The organism is Alcanivorax sp. 24, assembly GCF_004360225.1.
GTDB lineage: Bacteria > Pseudomonadota > Gammaproteobacteria > Pseudomonadales > Alcanivoracaceae > Alloalcanivorax > Alloalcanivorax xiamenensis.
The window spans coordinates 346979-372833 of the sequence record NZ_SNUA01000002.1; the positions used below are offsets into that span (position 1 = coordinate 346979).

The window sequence follows — 25855 nt, forward strand, 5'->3', positions numbered from 1 at the left end:
GATGACGGTTTCCACCGTGTCGTGACCCTTTCGTGATAAAGGCGGGAAACCGGGTTCGCGCCCTCGCGCCGCCCCCCAGGAATCCGGTATCATTGCGGCTTCTTCCAATCCCCCGTCGATCCAAAGGAAAAGCCAGCCCATGCTGATCCTACCCGGTAGCCCGGCTCTCTCCGCATTTCGTAAGGAAAAATTGCTGCGCGCTTTGCCTCGGGTGGAGGCACTGTCCGCCCGTTTCGTTCATTTCGTGGAAACTTCCGCGCCGTTGTCCGCCGAGGAACAGGCGGTACTCGACGGCTTGCTGAGCTATGGCCCGACGATCAGCGAGGAACCGGTGGAAGGCCGCCGGTTCCTGGTGGTGCCGCGCCCCGGCACGATCTCCCCCTGGTCTTCCAAAGCCACCGATATCTGCCACAACGCCGGCCTTGACAAGGTGCTGCGAGTGGAGCGTGGCATCGAATATCAGTTGCGGGCGGATCAGGACGTGGCCCGGGCGGAGCTGGTGGCGCCGCTGCACGACCGCATGGTGGAAACAGTGCTGGATCAGCCTGAACAGGCCGAGGCCCTGTTCAGCCATCACCGGCCCAAGCCGCTGACCACGGTGGATGTGATCGGCGGCGGCCGCGAGGCGCTGGCCACCGCCAATGGTGAGCTGGGTCTGGCGTTGGCGGACGACGAGATCGATTACCTGGTGGAGCGCTTCACCGCCCTGGGACGCAACCCCAGTGACGCGGAACTGATGATGTTCGCCCAGGCCAACTCCGAGCATTGCCGGCACAAAATCTTCAATGCCGACTGGACCATCGACGGTGAAGCCCAGGAACTGAGCCTGTTCGGCATGATCCGCAACACCTACAAACACGCCAGTGACGGCGTGCTCAGTGCCTACAAGGACAACGCCGCGGTGGTGGCGGGGCCGGTGGCGGATCGGTTCTTCACCCGCCCGGACGACACCGAGTATCGCTACATCAATGAGCCGGTGCATATGCTGATGAAGGTGGAGACCCATAACCACCCCACCGCCATCGCACCCCATCCCGGGGCATCCACCGGCGCTGGCGGCGAGATTCGCGATGAAGGCGCCACCGGCCGCGGCGCCAAGCCCAAGGCCGGGCTCACCGGGTTTTCGGTATCCAACCTGAGCATTCCGGATTTCGTGCAGCCGTGGGAAGAGCACTACGGCCGCCCCGGTCGCATCGCTTCGGCGCTGGATATCATGATCGAGGGGCCGCTGGGTGGCGCCGCCTTCAACAACGAGTTCGGCCGACCGAATCTGTGCGGCTATTTCCGCACCCTGGAAATCGAAGCGCCGGGCATCAATGGCGATGAGCGGCGCGGTTACCACAAGCCGATCATGATCGCGGGCGGCCTCGGCAACATCCGTGACGGCCATGTACAGAAAGAGGGCATCCCGGCCGGTGCCAAAATCATCGTGCTGGGCGGACCGGCCCTGCTGATCGGCCTCGGCGGCGGCGCCGCCAGTTCCATGGCCAGCGGTGAGTCCGACGAGGCTTTGGATTTTGCTTCGGTGCAGCGCGGTAACCCGGAAATCGAGCGCCGGGTGCAGGAAGTGATCGACCGCTGCTGGGCTCTGGGCAACGACAACCCGATTGTCTCCGTCCACGACGTCGGTGCCGGCGGCCTCTCCAATGCCTTGCCGGAACTGGTCCACGATGCCGATCGCGGAGCCAATCTGGAATTGCGCCGGGTGCCCAGCGACGAACCGGGCATGAGTCCGGTGGAAATCTGGTGCAACGAAGCCCAGGAACGTTATGTGCTGGCGGTGATGCCGGACAATCTGGCGCGTTTCGAGGCGTTGTGTCTACGCGAAAGAGCCCCATTCGCGGTGCTCGGCGAGGCCACCGAAGAAGAGCACCTTAAAGTGTCCGACGAGCACTTTGGCGATGCGCCGGTGGATCTGCCCATGGATTTGCTGTTCGGCAAGCCGCCGAAGATGCAGCGCGCCTTCGACCGGGAAGACTTCCAGCGCCAGACCTTCACCACCGACGACATCGAACTGCGCGATGCGGTGGATCGGGTGCTGCGGCTGCCCACGGTAGCCTCCAAGAGCTTCCTGATCACCATCGGCGACCGCTCGGTGACCGGTCTGGTTCACCGGGACCAGATGGTGGGACCCTGGCAGGTGCCGGTGGCCGACTGCGCGGTGACCGCCACCGGTTTCAATCCCAACCAGGCCGGCATTACCACCGGTGAAGCCATGGCCATGGGAGAGCGCACCCCGGTGGCTCTGGTGGACGCCGCCGCTTCCGGCCGAATGGCGGTGGCGGAGACCATTACCAATCTGGCCGGCGCCCACATTGGCGGCTTCGGGCGGATCCGCTTGTCCGCCAACTGGATGGCCGCCGCCGGCCATCCCGGTGAGGATCAGGCACTGTTCGATACGGTCAAGGCGGTGGGCATGGAACTGTGCCCGGACCTGGGCATCGCCATCCCGGTGGGTAAGGACTCTCTCTCCATGCGCACCGTGTGGAATGAGCGCGGCATCGACAAGAGCGTCACCTCGCCGCTGTCGCTGATCGTCACCGCCTTCGCCCAGGTCAGTGACATCAATCTGACCGTGACGCCGCAATTACGCACCACCGAGGCCAGCGAGCTGCTGCTGGTGGATCTGGGCCGAGGTCGTAACCGGCTGGCCGGCTCGGCGCTGGCGCAGGTGTTCGGCAAGGTCGGTGACGTGCCGCCGGATCTGGATGACGCCGCCGATCTGAAGGCGTTCTTCGACGTCACCCAGGCGTTGCTGGCGGAAGGCAAGCTGATGGCCTACCACGATCGCTCCGACGGTGGTCTGTTCACCTCCCTGGTGGAAATGGCGTTCGCTGGCCGGGTCGGTATCGACATCGTACTGGATGACATCGCCGGTGATGGCCCGGAAGCGGTGGCGGCCCTGTTCGCCGAGGAACTGGGCGCGGTACTGCAGGTGCCGGAAAGCGAAGCGGAGGCGGTGCGGCAACGCTACGCCGAGGCCGGGCTGGCCGGCTGCGTGCACGCCGTGGCGCGGCTCAATGTGGATGATGTGGTGCGGGTCCGTCTGGGTGGTGCCATCCTGATGGAACGGCCTCGTCGCGGTCTGCAACGGCTCTGGTCGGAAACCAGCTATCGGATCCAGGCGCTGCGCGACAACCCGGACTGCGCCCGCCAGGAGTTCGACGCGATCCCGGACAGCAACGATCCGGGCTTGAATGTGCGGCTCACTTTCGACATGAGCGAAAATGTGGCGGCGCCGTTCATCGGTGGCAACCGGCCCAAGGTGGCGATCCTGCGCGAGCAGGGCGTCAATGGGCAGACCGAGATGGCGGCCGCTTTCGATCGTGCCGGCTTCGCGGCGGTGGACGTGCACATGAGCGACCTGCTGGCCGGTGACGCCAGTCTGGACGACATGAAAGGCCTGGTGGCCTGCGGCGGGTTCTCCTATGGCGACGTGCTTGGCGCCGGTGGCGGCTGGGCCAAGACAGTGCTGTATCACAACGGCCTGCGTGACGCCTTCAACCGTTTCTTCTTCCGCGAGGACACTTTCGCCCTGGGCGTGTGCAACGGCTGTCAGATGCTGGCCCACCTCAAGGACCTGGTGCCCGGCGCGGAACATTGGCCGCGCTTTGTACGTAATCTGAGCGAGCAGTTCGAGGCCCGCACCTCGCTGGTGGAAATCGGCGATTCGCCGTCCATCTTGCTGCGCGACATGGCCGGCACCCGCCTGCCCATCGCCGTGGCTCACGGCGAAGGGCGGGTGGAGATCAGCGATGCCGATTTGGCCCGCAATGTGGAACAACGCCTGGTGGCCCTGCGCTACGTGGACGGCATGGGCAATGCCACCGAGCAGTACCCCGCCAACCCCAACGGCTCCAGCCAGGGCGCCACCGGCTTCACTACCCGTGACGGCCGCGTGACCATCATGATGCCGCACCCGGAACGGGTATTCCGGGTGTTGCAGAACAGCTGGATCCCGGACGACTGGCGCCGCTTCGACAACGCTCCCTGGTTCCGCATGTTTGCCAATGCGCGCAAGTGGGTCGGGTAAGAGGCAGTTGACAGTTGATAGTGGACAGTTGACAGCGAAAGGCAAAAGCGAAAAGCCAAAGAAAGCGCTGTGGGAAGCTGGCCGGGCGGCGCTCCGCTTGCCAGCGAATTTGCGTGTGGGCAAAACATTAGTAGCAGGCTGATCAGAAACGAATATGACGGAAGAAAAGTACCATTATTTTGATATGCCGCTCGGCGAGCTGCCGCAGCCGACGCCGGTGTCGGCGCGGCGCCGGGAGTTGGCCCGGGAACTGGCGGCGATCAATGAGCAGTTGGTGCGTCTGGATGCGGATGAAGCGGCGCTGGCCGCCGCCACCGAACAGGCGAGGGCGTTGCGACAGAGCCTGGAAGGCTTCTCCCATCGCAGTATGCGCGACATCCTCGGCCGTCTGATCGTCGGCCAGGGCAGCCGTCAGGACGCCCTGGATATGGCGGATTTCGAGATTCTGTCCGGCCCGGCCAATGCCATGTCGCCACCAGTGACCTTCTGGCTCGACGGCGATATCGTGCGCGCCCGCGCCACTTTCGGCCGCGCCTTCATGGGCCCGCCAGGCAAAGTGCATGGCGGCGTGCTGTCACTGGCTCTGGATATGTTGCTGGCCAAGACCCAGGATTTTGTCAGTAATGTCGGGATGACCGGCACTCTCAAGGTGCGTTACATGGCGCCGACCCCGCTGCATACCGAGGTCAGTTTCGAGGCACGTCTGGTACGTCTGGAAGGGCGCAAGCTGTTCAGTGAGGCGCGAGTCTTCGCCGACGGCGTGCAAACCGTGGCCGCCGACGGCATCTGGATTTCCTCCCAGGGGGATTACCGCCTCAAACCGGAGTATGCGCACCTGACCGACGACAGCGACGTGGCCTGAATCGATCATCAGGAGGACCGATGACGACGCTCTACAAGCTTTGTTTCTATGTGCCGGTGAGTCACGTGGAAACCGTCAAGGCGGCGGTGTTCGACGCCGGGGCCGGCCGCATTGGTGACTACGACCGTTGCAGCTTCCAGGTGCTGGGCCAGGGCCAGTTCAGGCCCCTGGACGGCAGCAATCCTTATCTGGGCAGCCAGGGGCAGGTGGAGACGGTGGAGGAGTACCGGGTGGAGATGATCTGCGAAGCGGATTGTCTGAGACCGGCGGTTCGTGCCTTGCGCGACGCCCATCCCTACGAGGAGCCGGCCATCGATTTGTGGCAACTGGCGCCGCTGCCGGTTTGACCGACTGCCAGGATGCTATTCGCTGCTTTAACAGCGAATAGGCGCCAATCTAGATATTCTCATCCAGCGCCGGTTTGCGCTTGAGCGGCGGAATGTCCTGGGTGCGTACCGGGAAGTCGCCGGTTCTCAGATCCTGAAAATAAAACTTGAGGGTACGGCCGATGGTGGGGAAGGCCAGTTGATCCCAGGGGATCTCGTCCTCCGTGAACATCCTGGCGTCGGAACTTTCCTCGCCCACGCCATAATCACTGTTGGCCATGTTGCCCAGGAAAAAGACATAGACCTGGTTGATATGGGGCAGGTTGAAAATCGTATAAATATCCCCAACCTCTACCGTGGCGCAGCCTTCTTCCCAGGTTTCCCGGGCGGCGCCTTCCTGCAGGGTTTCCCCGTTTTCCATGAAGCCGGCGGGCAGGGTCCAGTAGCCCTTGCGGGGCTCGATGGAGCGTTTGCAGAGCAAAATGCGGCCTTCCCAGACCGGGATGGCGCCAACCACGATTTTCGGGTTCTGGTAGTGGATGGTGCCACAATGGTTGCACCAATAGCGGGGCCGGTTGTCTCCTTCGGGAACCGAATACAACACTTCCTGCCCGCAATGGCTGCAATACTTCATGATCGTTCTCGCCGTGGTGAAGTACGCCAGCCTACTGGCTCGCCGGAACCCTGGCAATCCGAAAGCGGCGCCGCGCCCTTGCCCGTTGCGCGGGTGATGGTCAAACTGAGTCGTAAAGAAAGGGGAGTAAGAGAGTGAAGCAGTGCAGTGAAGGTCCAATCAATACAGGGCCGCGGGAGAAACGCGGATGACAGACCTGGAACGCTTGCGCAGGCGGCTGCCGGACTACCGCTTGATCGAGTTGCCTCTGGATCTGCCCGAGGCGGCGGTGCTGATGCCCTTTGTCGACAAGCCCGAGCCGGAATTGATACTCACCGTGCGCTCCCGTTCGATGCCCACGCACGCCGGTGAGGTGGCCTTCCCCGGCGGCAAGCGGGATCCCTCCGACCGTAATCTGATGATGACAGCGCTGCGCGAGAGTCAGGAAGAAGTAGGCCTGGTGCGGGAAGCGGTGGAAGTGCTGGGCAACCTGTCGCCGATCCCGTCCCGTTTTGGCATGAAGGTAACGCCTTTTGTCGGTGTGGTGCGCCCGGAGGCGGAGTTGATACCCGAGCCCGGTGAGATTGATTCGATTTTCAACGTACCGCTGCGTTTCTTCCTGGAGCAGGAGCCGGATCTGACCGCGCCGGTGGAAGTGTATGGGCGCCGGTTGCGCATGCCTAACTACTATTTCGAGGACAAACGCATCTGGGGATTGACCGCGTTCATGATCCTGGATCTCATCAACCACGTTTACGATACCGATATCCGTTTCGACGTCAGTGACGACTGAGACGGGCCAGCCAAGGATAAGAAAATGATTTACACGATTAACGACCGCCAGTTGGAATTCCGTGGCGGGGGGCAGTGGATTGCGCCCAACGCCACTCTGATCGGCTCCGTGGTGCTGGGTGAAAACGCCAGTGTCTGGTTCGGTGTGGTGATCCGCGCCGATAACGATGTCATCGAAATCGGAGACAACAGCAACGTACAGGAAAATTCGGTGCTGCATGTGGATCCGGGCGTGCCGATGAAGATCGGCAAGAACGTCACGGTCGGCCACAAAGTGATGCTGCACGGCTGCACCATCGGTGATAACACGCTGATCGGCATGAATGCGGTGGTGCTGAACGGTGCCAAGGTAGGGAGCAACTGCATTATTGGCGCCCATGCTTTGGTGCCGGAAGGCATGCAAATCCCGGACAACTCTTTGGTGATGGGCGCGCCGGCCAAGGTGGTGAAGGAAATCACCGATGGCCACAAGGCGATGATCACCATGGGCAGCCAGCACTACGTGGCCCATGCCCGTCATTTCTCGGAGCATCTGCAAGAAGATGAGCGTTTCAAATAATCCCAAGCCGGTATCGCCATGCGTGTCGATCTGCGCGCTGGACGGTGACGACGTCTGTGTCGGCTGCTTCCGCACCGGCCAGGAAATCAGCCATTGGGGGCGTCTCGATGCCGACCGCCAGGTGGAAGTGTTGCGCCGGTGTCAGCGGCGTATGGCCGGTGAGGCGGCGTCCTGTTTGATGGATGAAGTGGTACCCGGATGAGTGCGGAACAGGAGCCGGGCACGTCGTCGACGCCGCGTCTGGGGCTGGCGCTGGGCAGTGGTTCGGCGCGCGGCTGGGCGCATATTGGCGTGATCCAGGCCCTGGAAGACATGGGGATTCGTCCGGACGTGGTGGCCGGTACCTCCATCGGGGCGCTGGTGGGTAGCGCATACGTCAACGGTACCCTCAATGACCTGGCGGACTGGGTGAAGACGCTGACCACCAAGGATGTGTTCGGCCTGATGGATTTCACCCTGTCCGGCGGCGTGGTCAAGGGCGAAAAGCTGTTCGGTTTCTTCGAGCAACGGCACAGCAACCCCAATATCGAGGATCTGGAGCAGCGTTTCGTCACCGTCGCCACGGACATGAAGAGTGGTCGTGAGATCTGGATCAGCAAGGGGCCGATTCTGCAGGCGGCAAGGGCTTCCTGCGCGTTGCCGGGGCTGTTCACGCCGCTGGAGCATCAGGGGCGCTGGATGCTGGACGGCGGTCTGGTGAATCCGGTGCCGGTATCCGCCGCCCGGGCCTTTGGCGCCGATGTGGTCATTGCCGTCAATCTCAATGCTCAGTTGGTGGGCGCCCACCTGTCCCGGCAGAAACCGCCGGGAGAAAACGGCGTCACCGAGGAAGAGCACAGCCTGTGGCAGAAAATGGCGAATTACTTCACCAGTGGTGACGGCCAGGCTCCCGGCTTCTTCGACGTCATCGCCTCCAGCGTCAACATCATGCAGGACCGTATCACCCGCTCCCGCATGGCCGGTGACCCGCCGGAAATCACCTTGATCCCGCTACTGGAGGACTTTGCCCTGATGGACTTCCATCGCGCCAAGGAAGCCATCGACGAAGGCCGTCGCCTGGTCGAGCGCCATGCCGGCGATATTCGGGCGTGGTTGGGGGGGAAGACAGTTGACAGTTGATAGTGGACAGTTGACAGCGAAAGGAAAAACAAAAGAGGTCATCTTTAGCCGCTGTGGGAAGCTTGCTTGCAAGCGAATGGGGTTCGCTCAGGCGTTTAGCAATATTCGCTTGCAAGCAAGCTTCCCACAGCAGTTCAAACCCCTTGTTTCCACTTCAACTGTCCACTGCCTTTTTCCTGACTCTCGCCGCCTTAACCATATTGTCCTTTACCTGCAGGATTTCAATCAGGTAGTCCTCCACCCGCAATGAAATGTTGGCGTCGGGAATCGACTGCAGGTGTTCCAGGATCAGGCCGTTGAGAGTGCGTGGTCCGAGGATAGGCATGTCCCAGTGCAGTGCCCGGTTGATGTCGCGCAGGTTGGCGGAGCCGTCGATGACGAAACTGCCGTCTTCCTGGGGCAGGATGTCCGGATTGGTGGTGGCGGCCTGGTCGGAAGTGAATTCGCCGACGATCTCTTCAAGGATATCTTCCAGGGTCACCAGTCCCATCACGTCACCATATTCATCCACGACAATGCCGATGCGACGCTTGGCATTCTGGAACTGGATCAACTGGCGGTTCAGCGAGGTGCCCTCGGGCACGAAGTAGGGCTCCACCGTGTACTGCATCAGTTCCGCTTTGTTGATTTCTTCCTTGAGCAGCAAACGGCTCAGTTTGCGCAGGTGCAGCACACCCAACATGTTGTTGGGGTCGCCGCGGTAGACCGGCAGCCGGGTATGTTGGCTGGTGCGCAATGTGTTGAGGATGTCGTTCATGTCATCGTCCAGATCGATACCGACCATTTCGTTGCGCGGAATCATGATGTCCTCGACGGTGACACTTTCCAGATCAAGGATGTTCAGCAGCATCTTCTGGTGCTTTTCCGGAATCAGGCCACCGGCCTCATTGACCACGGTGCGCAGTTCCTCGGGGCTGAGGTGATCCTCCTCGGCGTTGTCGGCGCGTACCCCGAACAGACGCAGGAACAGGCCGCTGACGCCGTTAACCAGCCACACCAGTGGCGCCAGCAGCCATTGCAGTGGTTGCAACACAACGCTGGCGGGGAAGGCCACCCGTTCCGGTTTCAGTGCGGCGTAGGTCTTCGGCGTGATTTCGGCGAAGACCAGCATCACCAGAGTGATCACCACCGGCGCCACCGCCGCGCCGGAGTCGCCCAGCCAGCGGATCGCCAGGATCGCCGCCACCGTGGCGGCGAAGTTGTTGACGAAGTTGTTGCCAATCAGGATCACCGACAACAGCCGGTCGGTACGCCGCAGCAGTTTTTCCACCCGGCCGGCGCCGCTGTGGCCTTGCCGGGAAAGGTGACGCAGCCGGTAGCGGTTAATCGCCACCATGCCGGTTTCACTGCTGGAGAAGAAAGCGGAAAAGAGGATCAGAATGATCAGGGTGGTCAATAACCACCCATCCGGGATGCTGGCCAAGAGACGGTCGTTTGGTTGCTGTTTGGCTCGCTATTGTTCGGTGCCGGGTTCCGGGGTGTCAAGCACTAGGGTGAACAGGCCCTAACCGCGCCGCCGGGATCAGCGCCGCAGGATCACTTCCAGTACCAGCTGCGTGCCAAAGAAGGCCACTAGCAGCACGGCGAAGCCCACCAGGGTGAAGCGTACCGCGGTGAGGCCACGCCAGCCACGCAGATGACGGCCAAACAGCAACACGGCGAAAATCACCCAGGACACCAGGGTCAGAACGGTTTTATGGACCAGATGCTGGGCGAACAGGTCATCCACGTAGAGGAAACCGAACAGGATCGCCAGGGTCAGCAGGCATTCGCCCAGCCACAGGGCGTCGAACAGCATCGACTCCATCATCTGGATCGGCGGGAACAACCGCATCACGCCGCGGATGTGGCCATCCTTGAGCTGGCGGTGCTGGATCCACAGCAGCACCGCCTGGCAGGCGGAAAGCGCCAGCACCGCATAGGCGACGATAGACAGCAGTACGTGCATGCCGATGCCGTGTTCCAGCGGATGGGCCACATAGCCGGTATGCAGCCACAGCGCCGCCGGGATGGTGGCGGCGGCGAACGGAAACACCAAGGCGCTGACCCACTGAAACGGCCTGAACAGGCTGGACAGCACCACCAGGGCGGCGCCCACCAGCGCCACCGCCGAGGCCACGGGGAACAGGCCCAGCAGCAGGCCACTCGGGGTGATCATCTGAGCGTACAGGGTCAGCGCATGGGCGATCACCGCCAGGCCGCCCGGCACCAGGATGGCCATTTTTGAAGGCGAGGCTTGCCCCCGGAACTGGCGGTACACCAGTATGGACGCCAACACGTACAGGGCGGTGGCGGGTAAGCCGAAGGCCAGGGCAGGAGTCATAGGTTCCATGGTGGTTTTCCGGGAAAAGCCGCCGAAGTCTGGCACAGCTGCCCCGGCTTTTGAAGCGTTCGCCATGACGGCGGTGGGGTGCCTGCCCTATAATCGCGCCCTGTCGCCGTTTTCCGGGCTGGAGAGCGGCCACCCGATTCAGGAGGTTGATGATCATGTTCGAGAATCTCACCGAGCGCCTGGGCCAGTCGCTGAAGAACCTGGCCGGTCAGGGGCAGCTCAATGAGGACAATATTCGCGATACGTTGCGCGAGGTACGCAAGGCCCTGCTGGAAGCCGACGTGGCGCTGCCGGTGGTCAAGGAATTCGTCGAACAGGTCAAAGAGAAGGCGTTGGGGCAGGAAGTCCTGCAAAGCCTGAACCCCGGCCAGGCGTTCGTGAAGATCGTCAATGACGAGTTGGTCCACACCATGGGCGACGCCAACGACGCCCTTGATCTGGCCACCAAGCCGCCGGCCATCATCCTGATGGCCGGCTTGCAGGGGGCCGGTAAAACCACCTCCGTGGCCAAGCTGGCGCGCTTCCTTCAGGAACGCGAAAAGAAAAAGGTCATGGTGGTGTCCGCCGACGTCTACCGTCCGGCGGCGATCGAGCAGCTGAAAACCCTGGCCGGGGAGGTGGAGACCCACTTCTTCCCCTCTACCGGTGATCAGGACCCGGTGGATATCGCCAATGCCGCCCTGGCCGAGGCCCGCCGCCGCTATATGGACGTGTTGATCGTCGATACCGCCGGTCGTCTGCACGTGGACGACGACATGATGGCGGAGATCAAGCGGCTGCACGCCGCCATCGAACCGGCGGAAACGCTGTTCGTGGTGGACGCCATGACCGGTCAGGACGCCGCCAACACCGCCCAGGCGTTCAATGCGGCACTGCCGCTCACCGGGGTGATCCTGACCAAGGCCGACGGTGACTCCCGCGGAGGGGCGGCGCTGTCGGTGCGTCATCTCACCGGCAAGCCGATCAAGTTCATCGGCATGGGGGAGAAGACCGATGCCCTGGAACCGTTCCACCCGGACCGCATCGCCAGCCGGATTCTCGGCATGGGCGACGTGCTGTCCCTGGTGGAAGAGGCCGAGCGCAAGCTGGACAAGAAGAAAGCCGAGAAGATCGCCAAGAAGTTCAAGAAAGGCAAGGCGATGGACTTCGAGGATCTCAAGGACCAGTTCCAGCAAATGCGCAATATGGGTGGCATGGCCGGTCTGTTGGACAAGCTGCCGGGCATGGGCAATATGATGCAGGCGGCGCAGGATCCGGCGGCGCTCAAGAACATGAAGCACATGGAAGCGCTGATCGACTCCATGACGCCCAAGGAGCGCCGCAACCCGGATCTGATCAAGGGGTCCCGCAAGAAGCGGATCGCCACCGGCGCCGGGCTGGAGATCCAGGACCTCAATCGCCTGATGAAGCAGCAGAAGATGATGGCGAAGATGATGAAGAAGATGCGCACCAAGGGTGGCATGAAGAACATGATGCGTGGCCTGGAAGGCATGATGGGCGGGCAGGGTGGCCCCGGCGGCGGAATGCCGCCGGGTGGCATGCCTCCCGGGGGCATGGGCGGCGGAGGCGGCTTGCCGCCGATGTAACACGTCGATGGTCTCCGGATCACGGCTGTCCCATACAAATCCGACACGCTGATTCGTTGCCAAGGCAGCTCCCACAGCGGCTTCGTGGTTCGGTCCGTGGGAAGCTGCCTTGGCAGCGAATCAGCGTATTGCTAACCGCGCCGCGTTTTGTCTGGCTCTGTTCTTGCCTTCCCCTCCAACCCCGCGTAAAATCTGCGCCCTTCGCGCCCTCCGGCCCATTCCGGGGGGAATTTCAAGCGGATACGATGGCCGGGCGATGAGCGCTCGGCCGGGACACCGGATTGAACAGGACTGAAACATGCTGGTTATTCGTCTCGCCCGTGGTGGCTCCAAGAAACGCCCTTTCTATCAAATCATTGCCACCGACAGCCGCAATGCCCGTGACGGCCGCTTCATCGAGCGCCTGGGGTACTTCAACCCGATCGCCCGTGGCGGTGAAATCCGTCTGAAAGTGGACCTGGAAGCCGTGGACCAGTGGGTTCAGAAAGGCGCCCAGCTGTCCGACCGGGTCAAGACCCTGGTCAAGGAAGCGCGCAAGAGCGAGAGCGCTTGAGCATCCTGACTCTCTGATCTGAATCCATGGGATCCCAATCGGACAAGGTGGTGGTGGGCCGCATAATGGCGGTGCACGGCATCAAAGGCTGGGTAAAGGTCTATTCCCATACGGATCCCATGGAAAACATCTTCGAGTACCAGCCCTGGTATCTGAGCAAAGGCCGGGATTGGGAAGAAGTGAAGCTGGTCGGCGCCCGGCCCCAAGGCAAGGGTCTGGTCGTCGCCATTGACGGTATCGGTGACCGCGAGCAGGCCGCGCGGGAGCTGGTCGGTCGGGAAATCGCCGTGGCGGAATCCCTGCTGCCCCGTTCCGGAGAAGGTGAGTACTACTGGCGGGATCTGATCGGTCTGCGGGTGATACTGCCGGACGGCCGTGATCTGGGCCGGGTGGATCGGCTGATGGAGACCGGCGCCAATGATGTACTGGTGGTGATCGGCGATACCGACAGCCTGGACCGCCGCGAACGGCTGCTGCCCTGGGTGCCGGACGACGTGATTGTCGACGTTGCCCTGGAGCGTGGTGAGATTCGCGTGGACTGGGACCCGGAGTTCTAGAACCGCGGCGGATCGCGGACAGGGAGGCGCTCAATGCGAATCGCGCTGATGACGCTGTTCCCGGAAATGACCGGGCTGGTGACCGGCTTTGGCGTGACTCGGCGGGCCATCGAGAATGACCGGCTGAGTCTGGAAGCGGTCAATCCCCGGGATTTCACCGATGATCGCCACCGCACCGTGGACGACCGCCCCTTCGGCGGCGGACCGGGCATGGTGATGAAAGTGGAGCCTCTGGAGCGCGCGCTGAGCGCGGCCCGGGAGCGAGTGGGGCCGGCGCGAGTGATCTATCTTTCACCACAGGGTCGGCCACTGACCCAGCGCAAGGCCCAGGAGCTGGCTGCCGAGCCGGCCTTGATCCTGGTCGCCGGCCGCTATGAAGGGGTCGATGAGCGCTTTATTGAGTCATGGGTGGATGAGCAGGTATCCATCGGTGATTACGTACTCAGCGGTGGCGAACTGCCAGCGCTGGTACTGGTGGATGCCGTGGCACGCCTGTTACCGGGTGTGTTGGGGCACGAGGATTCGGCGGCCCAGGATTCGTTTTCCGGTGAATTGGAAAACCTGCTGGACTGCCCGCACTATACGCGGCCCGAGGAATACCAGGGTCGGGTGGTGCCTGAAGTCTTGCGTAGCGGCGATCACGAGAGGATTCGTCGCTGGCGTTTGAAGCAGGCACTGGGGCGCACCTGGCGGTGGCGTCCCGACTTGCTCGAAGCCCGCCGCGAGAGCGGCTGGAGCGAGGAAGAAGAGCGGCTTCTCAATGAATACATTGAGGAGTACGAGCAGCAATACAGCGATCAATGAACCAAGGAGCACGCCATGAGCGGCAAGAAACCCCTGATTCAGGAAATCGAACAGGCACAGCTGAAAAGCGACGTGCCGGTGTTCGGTCCCGGTGACACCGTCACCGTGCAAGTAAAAGTGAAGGAAGGCACCCGTGAGCGTCTGCAGGCGTTCCAGGGCGTGGTGATTGCGCGTCGCAATCGTGGCCTGAACTCCAATTTCACTGTCCGTAAAGTATCCCACGGCGTGGGTGTGGAGCGAGTATTCCAGCTGCACAGCCCGCTGGTCGATTCCATCGAAGTCATCCGTCGCGGTGATGTTCGTCGCGCCAAACTGTACTACCTGCGTGAGCGTTCCGGTAAATCCGCGCGTATCAAGGAAAAAATCCGGTAATACGCGATGCGCTCCGGTTGCGAGCTACTGTCGCTTCAGCCTTTGCTGTAGGGCATTCGGAAGCGACCTCTGGCCGAGCAAGGATGCTCCCACCGGGCACAAACAAAAAGGCCGCCCCCTCCAACGGACGGGGCGGCCTTTTTATTTTGCGGCGGAGGGTTAGCGTTTGGCTAGTAACCGGTACAGGAACAACAGCACTAATGCGCCGACGATGGCGGTGATGATGCTGCCAATCGATAACGAATTTGATGCCGCTCCCGCGCCGATTCCCACCAGGGAACCGAGCCAGCCGCCGACGAAAGCACCGGCGATACCAATCAGAATGGTAATAATGAAGCCGCCCGGATCCTTGCCCGGCATGATCCATTTTGCGATCACTCCGGCGATCAGACCCAGTACGATCCACGAAAGAATTTCCATAGGGCACTCCTTACCTCTGGTAACTCAAAGCCCTTCGAGTATGCCCCGTATGAGGGCGCGGCCCTGGTAATAAATAGTAAAACCCTGGCCATACTAAGTCCGTTGGTCTTGGAGGCGTGAATTCCCGCTGTATTCGCTGCCAAGGCAGCTTCCCACAGTGGCTCCCGTGACTTTCCGTGGGAGGCTGCCTTGGCAGCGAACAGGCTTGCCGGCAGCGATTCCGGCGGACAGAATTCCGGAATGAAAAAACACACCATGAATGCATTACCCGAATCCCAACAGCGGATAGTGGACGCCTGGCTCGACAATCAATGGCTGGAACGGGGTCTGAGCCGCAATACCCTGGAGAGCTATGGACGGGACCTGCGCCAGTTCGGCGAGTGGCTGGGCCGGGAAGAGCATACCGCGCTGGAACGGTGTCAGCGTTACCAGCTGTTGCAGTTCCTGGCTCACCGCCATGAACAGGGGTTGGGCGCGCGGTCCGTGGCCCGACAGCTTTCCGCGTTGAAGAGTTTTTTCCGCTGGTTGAAACGGGAAGGGCGCATCGACGAGGACCCCACTTTGAACGTGGCGCGCCCGAAAACCGGCAGGGCTCTGCCAAAGAGTCTCAGCGAGGCCGATGTGGAAGCGCTGCTGGCGGCGCCAGACCTGGACGATCCGCTGGGGCTGCGCGATCGAGCCATGCTCGAGGTACTGTACGCCTGTGGCCTGAGGGTGTCGGAGCTGGTTGGCCTGACCCTGGGGCAGGTCAATCAGCGCCAGGGTTTGGTGCGAGTGGTGGGAAAAGGGGACAAGGAGCGTCTGGTGCCTCTGGGAGAGGAAGCATTGTACTGGCTGTCGCGTTATCTGCGGGAGGCCAGACCCCTGCTGATTCACCCGGATCAGGATGTGGTGTTCCCGAGCCGGCGCGGGGAGCCGATGACGCGCCAGGCATTCTGGTACCGGATCAAGCAGATCGCGATCAGCGCGGGGGTGCAAAAGGCGTTGTCACCCCATACACTGCGCCATGCGTTCGCGACACATTTGCTCAACCATGGGGCGGACCTGCGGGTGGTGCAGTTGTTATTGGGGCACAGTGATTTGTCCACCACGCAGATCTATACCCATGTGGCGCAGCAGCGGTTACAGACGCTTTATGAGCAACATCATCCCCGGGCGGGAACTTGAGGCGTCCGTTGCCACTCAAATAACGATAGTCGCCGCAGGGGGCGGCGTACCATTGGAGAATGTCATGAAAAGGATAATGATGGCGGCCCTGGGATTGGTCGCGGCCACCCTGGCGGTGGCGGATTCGGGGGTGGATGAGAAGGCGATCAGGAAGAGCTTCGCCGGCACCTTGCCCCAGTTTACGATCAGCAAAGTCGAGCCGGCGCCAGTGCAGGGCATGGCCCGGGTGGAACTCAAGGGCGGCGGTGGAAGCCAGTGGGTCTATACCAGCGGCGATGGCCGTTTCGTATTTACCGGTGATGTGCTTGAGCTGCGGGACGGCAAGCCGGTGAATCTCGGGGAAGAGCGCCTCGAGAAGGTGCGCAAGGCCGGCCTGGCCAAGGTCGACAGCAAACGCATGATCACCTATGCCGCCGATGATCAGAAGGCGGAAATCTACGCTTTTACCGACATTACCTGTGGCTTCTGCCGCAAGATGCACGAGCACATCGAAGAGTACAACGAGGCCGGGATCACCGTGCATTATCTGGCCTTCCCGCGCGGCGGGCCGGCGTCCGAGGCGGCCGAGGACATGCGCCACATCTGGTGTGCCAAGGACCGCGCCGCCGCCCTTACCGACGCCAAGCTGAAGGACAAGATCGTCGAAAATGCACTCGGCAGCTGTGCCGGCCAGGTGAACGACGAATACGCCCTGGGCGTGGAGTTCGGGGTACGCGGCACGCCGGCGATCTACACCGCCGAAGGCACCCAACTGGGCGGTTATCTGACTCCGGCGCAAATGCTGCAGCGACTGCAGCTTTAAGCGGGCTTTCCTGCCCCCGGGATACATTGACGGCGCCTCCTGGCGCCGTTAATGTGTCCGGCTTCCAGTAACCCCGCCACGGCCCGTGACGTGCCTGTTTCGGTACGGCCCCGGACCGCGCCATCTTTTTTGAAGGATTCAGCCGTGGAAGCCGATTTTCAGCGTATTCGCCGTTTGCCGCCTTATGTCTTCAATATCGTTGGAGAGCTGAAGAAAGCGGCGCGAGCGCGGGGTGAGGACATCATCGATTTCGGCATGGGCAATCCGGACCAGCCGACCCCGCCGCACATCGTGGAAAAGCTGGTGGAAACCGTGCAGCGTGGCGATACCCACCGTTACTCCCAGTCCCGTGGCATTCCCCGTTTGCGCAAGGCCATCACCGACTGGTACCAGCGCCGCTACAATGTGGCGCTGGACCCGGAATCCGAGGCCATCGTCACCATCGGCTCCAAGGAAGGACTGTCGCATCTGGCGCTGGCCACCATGGGGCCCGGGGACACGGTGATGGTGCCCAATCCCAGCTACCCGATCCACCCCTATGGCTTTGTCATCGCCAACGCGGATATCCGTCATGTGCCGCTGGTGCCGGGGGTGGATTTCTTCGAGGAACTGGTGCGGGCGATCAAGGAGGCCTGGCCAAAGCCGAAGATGCTGGTGCTGAATTTTCCCGGCAATCCCACCGGCCAGTGCGTGGAGCTGGATTTCTTCGAGAAAGTGGTGGCGATCGCCCGGGAGTACGGTATCTGGGTGGTGCACGATATCGCCTATGCCGACATCGTTTTTGACGGCTATGAGGCACCGTCGATCCTGCAGGTGGAAGGCGCCCGCGAGGTGGCGGTGGAATTCTTCTCACTGTCCAAAAGTTACAATATGCCGGGCTGGCGGGTCGGCTTCTGCTGCGGCAACAAGGAGCTGATTCACGCTCTGGCGCGCATCAAGTCCTATCTGGATTACGGCACCTTCACGCCGATCCAGGTGGCTGCTATCGCCGCTCTGGAAGGCGACCAGAGCTGTGTCTCCGAGATCCGCGATCTGTACCTGAAACGCCGCGACGTGCTCTGCGATGGCCTCAATGACCTGGGCTGGACGGTGGAAAAGCCCCGCGCCACCATGTTCGTATGGGCCCGTATTCCGGAACCCTACCGGGCGCTGGGATCGCTGGAATTCTCCAAGAAGCTGCTGTCGGAGGCCGGCGTGGCGGTCTCTCCAGGCGTCGGTTTCGGCGAATACGGCGACGACCATGTGCGGTTCGCCCTGATTGAAAACGAGCAACGTACCCGCCAGGCGCTGCGGGGCATCAAGAAGATGTTCCGCGCCGACGGGCTGATAACGGGCTGACATCGTCGGCCCGGTGCACTACGCGCACCCTGGATTACATCTATTCTGGAGAGGACCAAGTGAAGTCGATTAAGGTTGGGATCGCTGGCCTGGGCACGGTGGGCTCAGGCACCGTCAATGTACTCAAGCGCAATGCAGGCGAGATTGCCCGGCGCGTGGGGCAGCCCATTGAGATCGCTCACATTGGTGCGCGGCGTGAAAATCCCGCCTGCGACATTACCGGTATCCGGGTGTCCCGGGATGTGTTCGAGGTCGCCAACGACCCGGACGTGGATATCCTGGTGGAATTGATCGGCGGCACCGACGTCGCCCGCGAATTGGTGCTCACCGCCATCGGCAATGGCAAGCATATCGTCACCGCCAACAAAGCGCTGATCGCCGAGCACGGTAATGAGATCTTCCAGGCTGCCCAGGAGCATGGCGTGGATGTGGCCTTCGAGGCGTCCGTGGCGGGCGGTATTCCGATTCTCAAAGCACTGGGCGAAGGTTTGGCGGCCAACCATATCAATTGGGTGGCGGGCATTATCAATGGCACCGGTAACTATATTCTCACCGAGATGGAGCAGGGGGCCCGTGGTTTCGACGAAGTGTTGGCGGAGGCCCAGGCGCTGGGCTACGCGGAAGCGGACCCCACTTTCGACGTGGAAGGGGTGGACGCCGCTCACAAACTGACGATCCTCGCCTCCGTTGCGTTCGGCATCCCGTTGCAGTTCTCCAAGGTCTATATGGAGGGCATCAGCCGCATCACCATCGAGGACGTCAATAGTGCCGCCCAGTTCGGTTATCGCATTAAACATTTGGGGATCGCCAAAGACACCGGCAGCGGTATTGAGCTGCGTGTGCATCCCACTCTGATCCCGCAGGAAGTGATGCTGGCGGGGGTCAATGGGGTGATGAACGCGGTCATGATCGACGGCGACGCGGTCGGCCCGACCCTTTACTATGGCGCCGGCGCCGGCGCCGAACCCACCGCCTCGGCGGTGGTGGCGGACATCATCGAGCTGGGCCGTGAACTGACCGTGGATCACCACGAACGGGTACCTTATCTGGGCTTCCATGCCGATCAGATGTCCGACGAACCGGTGTTGACCATCGAGGATATCTCCTGTGGTTACTACTTGCGGCTGCACGTCCAGGACAAAGCCGGCGTGCTGGCGGACGTGACCCGCATTCTCAGCGACAACAACATCAGTATCGAGGCCATGGTGCAGAAGGAAGTGGACGAAGGGTTGGTGCCCATCGTTATCCTGACTCACCGGGTGCGCGAGGGTGACATGAACGAAGCACTCAAGCGAATCGCTGCCCTGGACACCGTGGATAACGATATAATGCGTATTCGCGTCGAGACCCTGGACGCCTGAATGAACAATGCCGGCGGACTGCTGCCCGCCGGCTACAGCGTGATGCGTGCAAGCGTGTTGCGTGCTAGTGAAACAAAGAGAGAGCAACCATGCCATTCCGTGACCGCTACACAGGCCTGATCAACCGTTACCGCGACCACCTGCCGGTGAATGACGACACGCCGATCATCAGCCTGGGCGAAGGCAACACCCCGCTGATCCGGCTCAAGAATATCCCGCGCCTGCTCGGCAAGGACGTGGATATCTACGTCAAGTACGAAGGTCTGAACCCCACCGGGTCGTTCAAGGATCGCGGCATGACCATGGCGGTGACCAAGGCGGTGGAAGAGGGCAGCAACGCCATTATCTGTGCCTCCACCGGCAATACCTCGGCGGCGGCGGCGGCGTATGCCGCGCGGGCCGGCATTTCCGCGTTCGTATTGATTCCGGAAGGCAAGATCGCCATGGGCAAGCTGGCCCAGGCTATGATGTACGGCGCAATGATCATGCAGATCCGCGGCAACTTCGACCAGGGCATGGAACTGGTCAAGCAGGTGGCCGAGAAAGCGCCGGTCACCATCGTCAACTCGGTGAACCCGTTCCGTCTGCAGGGTCAGAAAACCGCCGCTTTCGAAATCGTCGAGGAGCTGGGTCGCGCACCGGATTATCACTGTCTGCCAGTGGGCAACGCGGGCAATATTTCCGCCTACTGGATGGGCTACAGCGAATACCACAAAGCCGGTATCGCCGGCAGCGTACCGCGCATGGTCGGCTACCAGGCCACGGGCGCGGCGCCGTTCCTGCGCGGCGCGGCAGTGGAAAACCCGGAAACCGTGGCCACCGCCATCCGCATCGGCAACCCGCAGTCCTGGGACAAAGCCTGGACCGCGCAGAAGGACTCCGAAGGCTGGTTCGACGAACTGACTGATGAGGAAATCCTCGCCGCGCAGAAACTGCTGGCGCAAAAAGAAGGGGTCTTCTGCGAACCGGCGTCCGCCGCCTCCATTGGTGGCGCCATGCGTGACATCAAAGCCGGCAAGATCGCTGAAGGCAGCACCATCGTCTGCACCCTGACCGGTAACGGGCTCAAGGATCCGGATACCGCCATCGCGCAGTGTCAGCAGGAATTGTCCTCTGGTGCCCGTATGGTCACTATCGACGCCGAACTGGACGCGGTGAAAAAAGCCATTCTGGATAATCTGTAACTTTCTCCTGAATCGGCGAGGGCAGGGCCTTCGCCGATTTTCACTGTGTTTTTCGGGGCCTTCACGCGGCCCGGCAAGACGCGCCTGACGTGACCTTACCCGTTTGATTGTGATACACCCTTAGGGGTTCGACCCCGGTTCGCCTTTCAGCGTTGACGCTGATAGCGGCGGCGGGCACGTCGTAATCCGAAAAAACAGGCAGCAAGGAACGAATCCTTACTTCAATCAAAAGTTCTGACTCGACTGGGGAGAAGCCGATGGCAGACAACAAACGGGCCCTGCCGGCCCTGGCGCTGGGCGCCATATCGCCTTTGTTGCTGGTGCAAAATGCGCAGGCGGGCGCTGAACTCAGCGCTGGCGTCTGGTGGGTGTACCAGTACGTGGACAAATCCGATTTTGGCGGTCCCAATTCCGCCTTTGACGCCGACCTCGACCGGGAAACCGGCGGCAATTTCGCCGATCCGGCGTTCATTCTCTACGCCGATGACGACGGCGGTTACGGTCCCTGGCGGTTCAGTGCCGAAGCCCGTATCGGACGAGGTTCCTTCACCGACGTCAACAACAACAGCAGTGGCGATACCTTTGCCATGCACAAAGCCTGGATCGGCTACGAATTCAACGACCACACCTTACTTAAAGTGGGTAAAAGCCAGGTGCCTTTCGGTTGGAAGACGGGCAACTTCTGGCCTGGCGACGGCCTGCAGGGCGGTTATGGCGATCAGATGGATGTCGGCTTCAAGCTGAGCGGTGACGCCGGCGATTTTCACTACGACGCCGCCTATTATCACCAGGACGACTGGGGCGAGGACAGCACCGATACCCTGGACGACAACGGCCACTGGGGCACCAGTGACAGCTACCGCAAGCTGAAAACCGGTGTTCTGAATCTGGACTGGCGTTTCCTGGAAGGCCATACCATGGGGGCGTCGGTGCAATACGGACGGATGCAGGACCTGACCGCGGACACCGCCTCCGGCCGCAAGGCCGACGGCGAGCACGTGGCCTATGATCTTCACTACCTGTATCAGCGCGGGCCCTGGAGCTTCAAATACCGCTTTGTCGACGCCCGCCGTGACTTTGGCGGTCTCGATGCCTTCCTGGCCTCCGATGCCGCGCCCGCGGACGAGGAAGTGAAAACCCAGCGGCACGTGGCCGAGGTGATGTATCAGAATCGCAACTGGGCGTACTACCTGGACGGCGGCGTGGCCAGCACCGACACCCGTAACAATGATGCCGGTGATGTCCAGTTTTACGCTCCGGGTATTCGTTACAAGTACGGTCCCGGCTGGCTCTATCTGGAATACCTGTGGTCCGACGGTGACATCGACGCCAACGGTGATGTCTACGAAGGTAATTTCAACGCCGCCTACGTGGCGTTTGATTTTTATTTTTGAGGGCGGGTACGCCTGCACGCAACACGCTGGCACGCCAAATCCAACGCCTGCTTGCAGCTCTTGGAAAAACGTCATGCCGGACTTGATCCGGCATCTTCCTCTACGCGGCGATGCGCCCTCCAAAGTGTGTTAGCGTGTCGGCGTGTTGCGTTTTACGCTGTATGCCGGTTAATCGCCATCTGTAACTTCAACAATGCCGGGAAATGCCGGCCCAGCGCCGCCTTGCCGGTGGTCAGCAGGGCTCCGGCAAGATCCCGGTCCCGATCCGCCCAGCAGTAAATGCTGATGAAACCCAGATGCCCGAAGGCGTTGCTGGTACCGGGCCCGTACAGGCTCAGGGCGCGGGCACCGAGCATGAAGCCCGGCGAGAATGCCAGCGGTACCATCAAGGTACGGTCCAGCCGGCCGCCCTTGGTGGCCGCCCGTCCCGTGGCGAAGCGCACGGTCTCCGGGCGGAATAACCGCTGGCCCTGATAGCGGCCGTCATCCAGCAGCATCTGGAAAAAACGGCCGGCCTCCTCGGCGGTGGCGTACAGGTTGCCGGCGGGGATGGTGGCGTCGAGAAAACGGGGATCGTTGGACAGGTCCACCACCTGGTCCAGCGGAGCGCCCACGGCGTGGGTAAGAAAGGCGTTTACCGGTGGTAATTGCAGGCCGGTTACGGCGCTTTTCGCCGGCGCCACCGCCGGCTCCCGCAGTCCAAAGGTGAAATAACGCATCCCCATGGGGCGCCGGATCACCCGGTCCAAAAGGGCGTTGATGCTCTCCCCGGTGACGCGCCGGATCACCTCGCCAAGCACGAAGCCGGCGGTAATCGCGTGATAAGCCTGCTGGCGCCCGGGGTTTTCCGGTTTGGCGCGGCACAGCAACGCCATGATGCGGTCATAGTCGAACAGGTCCTCCGCCGCCACCGGCTCATGGATACGCGGCACCCCGGCACGATGGGTCAGCACGTGCATCAGCGTGGTCCGGTGCTTGCCCATGGCGCCGTATTCGGGGATGTAATCACACACTGGCCGGTCCAGATCCAGCTCACCTTGTTCGGCCAGATGATGCACCAGCATGGCGGTGACCGCCTTGGAGGCGGAAAACAGACAAACAGGCGTATCGGTGGTGAGGCGGCGCCGTTGGTCGGCATCGGCGTAACCGAGGGTGCGATTCAGGAATACTTGTCCCTGGCGGCGCAGACACAGGGCGATGGCGGGATTCATACCGGTACGGTAAAGCCCGCGGGCATGGCGCCAAATGGTGGCCACCTGTTGAGGCCGCAGCCCGGCCTCAATGGCGGCGCACTCGGCTCCCCGGTCGGTGATCGGTGTCAGATGGTCGGGAACGGCGATGGCGCTGGTGCTGAAGCCGTTGAGCAGGGAAAGGCTGGGCATGGTCATGGGGTCCCTATCGCGGATGGCCCGATCAGGGCTGTTGTATGTGCCCGGCTATGGTGGACAATGGAGACATCAGATGGCTTGGCGCCGCTGCCCTGGATCCCTGACCCCAGGGCCATCGGCGGCGTCGGGCGCAACCGAACAGGTGACGCTATGACGACGGTAAAACAATCTGATTTCCAGAGCTTCGCGGAGTTCTATCCCTACTATCTGCAGGAGCATACCAACCCGACCTGCCGGCGCCTGCACTTCATCGGCACGCTGTGTCTGTTCGCGCTGTTGTTCGGTGTGCTGCTTTCCGGTAATTGGTGGGGGCTGCTGCTGTTGCCGGTGGTGGGCTATGGGTTCGCCTGGGTGGGGCATTTCTTCTTCGAGAAGAATCGGCCCGCCACCTTCAAGCATCCATGGTACAGTTTGGCCGGCGATTTCGTGATGTTCAAGGATATCCTGACCGGGCGTATTCGCTGGTGAGTGAACGGCAACGGGTACGGCTTTTTCAGCCCGGTATCGCCGAACAGAAGGCTGCTTCCGGCAGGCCGGATCTGGACAGCCCGGAGCGGATCGACCGCATGGTGTCACTGTTCTATCAGCGGATCCTCGAGGATCCGCTGTTGGCGCCGGTGTTTCTCGACGTGGCGCGGATTGATCTCGATGAGCACCTGCCGCTGATCGCGGCTTTCTGGAAGAAGCTGTTGCTTGGCGATGACCGTTACAATCGGCATATGATGGCCAAACATCGGGCGGTGGACGACAAGGCGCCGCTCACCGGCGCGCATCATGAGCGCTGGCTGGCGTTGTTCGTGGCCAATCTGGATGAACACTTCGAAGGCCCGCTTACCGACCGCGCCCGGCACCTCGCCGCGCGCATCATCGACAATCTCTACGAGCAGCTGTCACAGCGCCGTTGAGTCGTTCCCCTTTTCTCGACCTCCACTACGAAGCCGCTGTGGGAAGCTTGCTTGCAAGCGAATCTTCTGCCCCGATAGATCATTCGCTTGCAAGCAAGCTTCCCACAGCGGTCTCGCGGAACCTATGTTGCATTCAGGCCCGCGCCGTTATCCCAGCACGCCCTCGTCCCGCAGCGCCTGAAACTCCGCCTCGGACAGTCCCAGTTCCTCACGCAGTACCGCTTCGGTGTGAGTGCCGGCCTCGCCGCCGGGCCAGCGGGTGCCGCCGGGTGTGTCGGCAAGGCGGGGCGTGATGGCGGGAATTTGCAACGGCTTGCCGTTGATCTCCACCTGCTGGAACAAACCGCGCGCCTGGAAATGCGGGTCCGCCAGCATATCGGCGGCGCTGTAGATTGGGCCACAGGGGACCCGCGCCTCTTCCAGCCGCGCCAACACCCGGGGGCTATCCTGGCCGGCGCACCAGTCGCCGATGATGGCGTCCAGCTCCGCTTCGTGCTCCACCCGCCCCGGGTTGTGAGCCAGACGCGGGTCATCGGCCAGATCGTCACGGTCCATGGCCTGCATCAGCCGTTTGAAGATGGAATCGCCATTGCCGCCGATGATGACGTATTTGCCATCGCCACAGCGGTAGGTATTGGTGGGGACAATGCCGGTGACGGTGGAACCGGACGGTTCACGAATCAGGCCGGCGCCATCGAATTCGGGGATCACCGCTTCCAGCAGATTGAACACCGACTCGTACAAAGCCACGTCCACTACCTGGCCCTGTTGGCTGCCGTGCCGTTCCAGCAGGGCCAGGGCGATGCCAAGAGCCGCGTGCAGGCCGGCGATGGTGTCGCCCAGAGACAGGTTCGGGCGCACCGGGCGTTCGCCGGGAAAGCCGTTGACGTAGCGCAGGCCGCCAACCCCTTCGCACACCGAAGCGTAGCCGGGTTTGTCGGCGTAGGGCCCGTCCTGGCCATAGCCGGAGATGCGTGTGTACACCAGCCCGGGGTTGCTTTGCAGGAAGCGTTCCGGGCCCAGTCCCCAGGATTCCAGCGTGCCGGGCCGGAAGTTCTCGATCAGCACATCGGCGCGGTCGATCAATTGGCCGGCCAGCTCGCGGCCGCGGTCGGTCTTCAGGTCCAGCGTGATCGAGCGTTTGTTGCGGCCCAGACTGCGCCACCAGAACGACGTGCCGGTGTCATCCAGGGACCGCCAGCGGCGGATTGGATCGCCACCCGGCGGCTCCACCTTGATCACATCGGCGCCAAAATAGGCGAGTAGCGTGCCGGCAAAAGGGCCGGCCAGCAGTTGGCCGAGCTCCACCACGCGGATGCCGGCCAGGGGCAGGGAACGTTCGCTCATCGGGTCATCCTTATTCTGTTGGGTGCATTGTGCCCGACAAC

The 25855-nt window shown here is 62.0% G+C and carries 26 protein-coding genes; 20 read left to right on the top strand and 6 right to left on the bottom strand.

Features of this window, described 5'->3' with window-relative positions:
• Window positions 1-139: 139 nt before the first annotated feature.
• The 3 genes from purL to E0L37_RS04135 all read left to right on the top strand — a co-directional run bounded on the left by purL (window position 140) and on the right by E0L37_RS04135 (window position 5242).
• The gene (purL, locus tag E0L37_RS04125; protein WP_133490522.1) at window positions 140-4033 is read left to right on the top strand and encodes a phosphoribosylformylglycinamidine synthase; all 3894 of its coding nucleotides are present in this window, start codon (window positions 140-142) and stop codon (window positions 4031-4033) included.
• Window positions 4034-4187: 154 nt separating this feature from the next.
• Entirely contained in the window at window positions 4188-4895 is a 708-nt protein-coding gene (locus E0L37_RS04130) for a PaaI family thioesterase (protein WP_133490523.1), read from the top strand.
• A 20-nt stretch (window positions 4896-4915) separates the two neighbouring features.
• A complete protein-coding gene (locus E0L37_RS04135) occupies window positions 4916-5242 on the top strand; it encodes a YqfO family protein (RefSeq protein WP_133490524.1) in 327 nt (108 codons plus the stop codon).
• Between the two features lie 49 nt (window positions 5243-5291).
• Here E0L37_RS04135 and E0L37_RS04140 read toward each other — a convergent pair whose 3' ends face one another.
• Complete coding sequence (locus tag E0L37_RS04140; protein WP_133490525.1) at window positions 5292-5855, bottom strand: NUDIX hydrolase; 564 nt, start codon at window positions 5853-5855, stop codon at window positions 5292-5294.
• A gap of 187 nt (window positions 5856-6042) precedes the next feature.
• Between E0L37_RS04140 and E0L37_RS04145 the strand changes: the two genes are divergently transcribed.
• The 4 genes from E0L37_RS04145 to rssA are packed head-to-tail and all read left to right on the top strand — an operon-like array spanning window position 6043 to window position 8304.
• Window positions 6043-6627, top strand: a complete 585-nt coding sequence (locus tag E0L37_RS04145; protein WP_133490526.1) for a CoA pyrophosphatase — start codon at window positions 6043-6045, stop codon at window positions 6625-6627.
• A 24-nt stretch (window positions 6628-6651) separates the two neighbouring features.
• A complete protein-coding gene (locus tag E0L37_RS04150; protein ID WP_133490527.1) occupies window positions 6652-7185 on the top strand; it encodes a gamma carbonic anhydrase family protein in 534 nt (177 codons plus the stop codon).
• Window positions 7169-7387, top strand: a complete 219-nt coding sequence (locus E0L37_RS04155; protein ID WP_166642998.1) for a DUF1289 domain-containing protein — start codon at window positions 7169-7171, stop codon at window positions 7385-7387. The genes E0L37_RS04150 and E0L37_RS04155 overlap by 17 nt, the downstream gene beginning before the upstream one ends.
• A complete protein-coding gene (rssA, locus tag E0L37_RS04160; RefSeq protein ID WP_133490528.1) occupies window positions 7384-8304 on the top strand; it encodes a patatin-like phospholipase RssA in 921 nt (306 codons plus the stop codon). Before E0L37_RS04155 ends, rssA begins: the two co-directional genes overlap by 4 nt.
• A gap of 154 nt (window positions 8305-8458) precedes the next feature.
• On the opposite strand, the gene E0L37_RS04165 is transcribed toward rssA, so the two are convergent.
• Together E0L37_RS04165 and E0L37_RS04170 are read right to left on the bottom strand one after the other, a co-directional pair.
• Window positions 8459-9700: an HlyC/CorC family transporter gene (locus E0L37_RS04165; RefSeq protein ID WP_370450512.1), complete on the bottom strand. Its 1242-nt coding sequence runs from the start codon at window positions 9698-9700 to the stop codon at window positions 8459-8461.
• Window positions 9701-9826: 126 nt separating this feature from the next.
• Window positions 9827-10636, bottom strand: a complete 810-nt coding sequence (locus E0L37_RS04170) for an inner membrane protein YpjD (RefSeq protein WP_236563999.1) — start codon at window positions 10634-10636, stop codon at window positions 9827-9829.
• A gap of 155 nt (window positions 10637-10791) precedes the next feature.
• Between E0L37_RS04170 and ffh the strand changes: the two genes are divergently transcribed.
• The 5 genes from ffh to rplS all read left to right on the top strand — a co-directional run bounded on the left by ffh (window position 10792) and on the right by rplS (window position 14508).
• Window positions 10792-12222: a signal recognition particle protein gene (gene ffh, locus E0L37_RS04175; RefSeq protein WP_133490530.1), complete on the top strand. Its 1431-nt coding sequence runs from the start codon at window positions 10792-10794 to the stop codon at window positions 12220-12222.
• A gap of 298 nt (window positions 12223-12520) precedes the next feature.
• Entirely contained in the window at window positions 12521-12775 is a 255-nt protein-coding gene (gene rpsP / locus E0L37_RS04180; protein WP_014993775.1) for a 30S ribosomal protein S16, read from the top strand.
• A 26-nt stretch (window positions 12776-12801) separates the two neighbouring features.
• On the top strand, window positions 12802-13332 hold the full coding sequence (gene rimM / locus E0L37_RS04185; RefSeq protein WP_133490531.1) for a ribosome maturation factor RimM: 531 nt from the start codon (window positions 12802-12804) through the stop codon (window positions 13330-13332).
• A gap of 33 nt (window positions 13333-13365) precedes the next feature.
• Window positions 13366-14136 carry a tRNA (guanosine(37)-N1)-methyltransferase TrmD gene (gene trmD / locus E0L37_RS04190; RefSeq protein WP_133490532.1) on the top strand — a complete coding sequence of 257 codons (771 nt, stop codon included), beginning with the start codon at window positions 13366-13368 and terminating at the stop codon, window positions 14134-14136.
• A 15-nt stretch (window positions 14137-14151) separates the two neighbouring features.
• Entirely contained in the window at window positions 14152-14508 is a 357-nt protein-coding gene (gene rplS / locus E0L37_RS04195; RefSeq protein WP_133490533.1) for a 50S ribosomal protein L19, read from the top strand.
• Window positions 14509-14667: 159 nt separating this feature from the next.
• Here the strand turns inward: rplS and E0L37_RS04200 are convergent, their stop codons facing one another.
• Entirely contained in the window at window positions 14668-14928 is a 261-nt protein-coding gene (locus E0L37_RS04200; protein WP_022995502.1) for a GlsB/YeaQ/YmgE family stress response membrane protein, read from the bottom strand.
• Between the two features lie 255 nt (window positions 14929-15183).
• Between E0L37_RS04200 and xerD the strand changes: the two genes are divergently transcribed.
• From xerD to E0L37_RS04230, 6 genes are all read left to right on the top strand, one after another.
• The gene (gene xerD, locus E0L37_RS04205; protein ID WP_133490534.1) at window positions 15184-16095 is read left to right on the top strand and encodes a site-specific tyrosine recombinase XerD; all 912 of its coding nucleotides are present in this window, start codon (window positions 15184-15186) and stop codon (window positions 16093-16095) included.
• Window positions 16096-16159: 64 nt separating this feature from the next.
• Entirely contained in the window at window positions 16160-16897 is a 738-nt protein-coding gene (locus tag E0L37_RS04210) for a thioredoxin fold domain-containing protein (protein WP_133490535.1), read from the top strand.
• A gap of 144 nt (window positions 16898-17041) precedes the next feature.
• Window positions 17042-18235 (top strand): alanine transaminase, encoded by a 1194-nt coding sequence (gene alaC / locus E0L37_RS04215; protein WP_133490536.1) that lies wholly within the window; start codon window positions 17042-17044, stop codon window positions 18233-18235.
• A 59-nt stretch (window positions 18236-18294) separates the two neighbouring features.
• Window positions 18295-19596: a homoserine dehydrogenase gene (locus E0L37_RS04220; RefSeq protein WP_133490537.1), complete on the top strand. Its 1302-nt coding sequence runs from the start codon at window positions 18295-18297 to the stop codon at window positions 19594-19596.
• A gap of 89 nt (window positions 19597-19685) precedes the next feature.
• Window positions 19686-20780: a threonine synthase gene (thrC, locus tag E0L37_RS04225; protein WP_133490538.1), complete on the top strand. Its 1095-nt coding sequence runs from the start codon at window positions 19686-19688 to the stop codon at window positions 20778-20780.
• Between the two features lie 257 nt (window positions 20781-21037).
• Window positions 21038-22174 (top strand): hypothetical protein, encoded by a 1137-nt coding sequence (locus tag E0L37_RS04230; protein WP_133490539.1) that lies wholly within the window; start codon window positions 21038-21040, stop codon window positions 22172-22174.
• 152 nt (window positions 22175-22326) lie between these two features.
• On the opposite strand, the gene E0L37_RS04235 is transcribed toward E0L37_RS04230, so the two are convergent.
• Window positions 22327-23562, bottom strand: coding sequence for a serine hydrolase (locus E0L37_RS04235; RefSeq protein WP_133490540.1), 1236 nt, complete (start codon window positions 23560-23562; stop codon window positions 22327-22329).
• A 150-nt stretch (window positions 23563-23712) separates the two neighbouring features.
• Here E0L37_RS04235 and E0L37_RS04240 point away from each other — a divergent pair, with 150 nt between their 5' ends.
• Window positions 23713-24030, top strand: coding sequence for a DUF962 domain-containing protein (locus E0L37_RS04240; protein ID WP_133490541.1), 318 nt, complete (start codon window positions 23713-23715; stop codon window positions 24028-24030).
• Window positions 24027-24467: a group III truncated hemoglobin gene (locus E0L37_RS04245; protein WP_133490542.1), complete on the top strand. Its 441-nt coding sequence runs from the start codon at window positions 24027-24029 to the stop codon at window positions 24465-24467. Before E0L37_RS04240 ends, E0L37_RS04245 begins: the two co-directional genes overlap by 4 nt.
• A 147-nt stretch (window positions 24468-24614) precedes the next feature.
• Here E0L37_RS04245 and E0L37_RS04250 read toward each other — a convergent pair whose 3' ends face one another.
• Window positions 24615-25814 carry a CaiB/BaiF CoA-transferase family protein gene (locus E0L37_RS04250; protein ID WP_133490543.1) on the bottom strand — a complete coding sequence of 400 codons (1200 nt, stop codon included), beginning with the start codon at window positions 25812-25814 and terminating at the stop codon, window positions 24615-24617.
• Window positions 25815-25855: the final 41 nt, after the last annotated feature.

Excerpts from the sequence above, each read along its gene's own strand:
- purL (WP_133490522.1), top strand. The coding sequence starts at position 140 with ATGCTGATCCTACCCGGTAGCCCGGCTCTCTCCGCATTTCGTAAGGAA.
- E0L37_RS04130 (WP_133490523.1), top strand. The coding sequence starts at position 4,188 with ATGACGGAAGAAAAGTACCATTATTTTGATATGCCGCTCGGCGAGCTG.
- E0L37_RS04135 (WP_133490524.1), top strand. The coding sequence starts at position 4,916 with ATGACGACGCTCTACAAGCTTTGTTTCTATGTGCCGGTGAGTCACGTG.
- E0L37_RS04140 (WP_133490525.1), bottom strand. The coding sequence starts at position 5,855 with ATGAAGTATTGCAGCCATTGCGGGCAGGAAGTGTTGTATTCGGTTCCC.
- E0L37_RS04145 (WP_133490526.1), top strand. The coding sequence starts at position 6,043 with ATGACAGACCTGGAACGCTTGCGCAGGCGGCTGCCGGACTACCGCTTG.
- E0L37_RS04150 (WP_133490527.1), top strand. The coding sequence starts at position 6,652 with ATGATTTACACGATTAACGACCGCCAGTTGGAATTCCGTGGCGGGGGG.
- E0L37_RS04155 (WP_166642998.1), top strand. The coding sequence starts at position 7,169 with ATGAGCGTTTCAAATAATCCCAAGCCGGTATCGCCATGCGTGTCGATC.
- rssA (WP_133490528.1), top strand. The coding sequence starts at position 7,384 with ATGAGTGCGGAACAGGAGCCGGGCACGTCGTCGACGCCGCGTCTGGGG.
- E0L37_RS04170 (WP_236563999.1), bottom strand. The coding sequence starts at position 10,636 with ATGGAACCTATGACTCCTGCCCTGGCCTTCGGCTTACCCGCCACCGCC.
- ffh (WP_133490530.1), top strand. The coding sequence starts at position 10,792 with ATGTTCGAGAATCTCACCGAGCGCCTGGGCCAGTCGCTGAAGAACCTG.
- rpsP (WP_014993775.1), top strand. The coding sequence starts at position 12,521 with ATGCTGGTTATTCGTCTCGCCCGTGGTGGCTCCAAGAAACGCCCTTTC.
- rimM (WP_133490531.1), top strand. The coding sequence starts at position 12,802 with ATGGGATCCCAATCGGACAAGGTGGTGGTGGGCCGCATAATGGCGGTG.
- trmD (WP_133490532.1), top strand. The coding sequence starts at position 13,366 with ATGCGAATCGCGCTGATGACGCTGTTCCCGGAAATGACCGGGCTGGTG.
- rplS (WP_133490533.1), top strand. The coding sequence starts at position 14,152 with ATGAGCGGCAAGAAACCCCTGATTCAGGAAATCGAACAGGCACAGCTG.
- E0L37_RS04200 (WP_022995502.1), bottom strand. The coding sequence starts at position 14,928 with ATGGAAATTCTTTCGTGGATCGTACTGGGTCTGATCGCCGGAGTGATC.
- xerD (WP_133490534.1), top strand. The coding sequence starts at position 15,184 with ATGAATGCATTACCCGAATCCCAACAGCGGATAGTGGACGCCTGGCTC.
- E0L37_RS04210 (WP_133490535.1), top strand. The coding sequence starts at position 16,160 with ATGAAAAGGATAATGATGGCGGCCCTGGGATTGGTCGCGGCCACCCTG.
- thrC (WP_133490538.1), top strand. The coding sequence starts at position 19,686 with ATGCCATTCCGTGACCGCTACACAGGCCTGATCAACCGTTACCGCGAC.
- E0L37_RS04230 (WP_133490539.1), top strand. The coding sequence starts at position 21,038 with ATGGCAGACAACAAACGGGCCCTGCCGGCCCTGGCGCTGGGCGCCATA.
- E0L37_RS04235 (WP_133490540.1), bottom strand. The coding sequence starts at position 23,562 with ATGACCATGCCCAGCCTTTCCCTGCTCAACGGCTTCAGCACCAGCGCC.
- E0L37_RS04240 (WP_133490541.1), top strand. The coding sequence starts at position 23,713 with ATGACGACGGTAAAACAATCTGATTTCCAGAGCTTCGCGGAGTTCTAT.
- E0L37_RS04250 (WP_133490543.1), bottom strand. The coding sequence starts at position 25,814 with ATGAGCGAACGTTCCCTGCCCCTGGCCGGCATCCGCGTGGTGGAGCTC.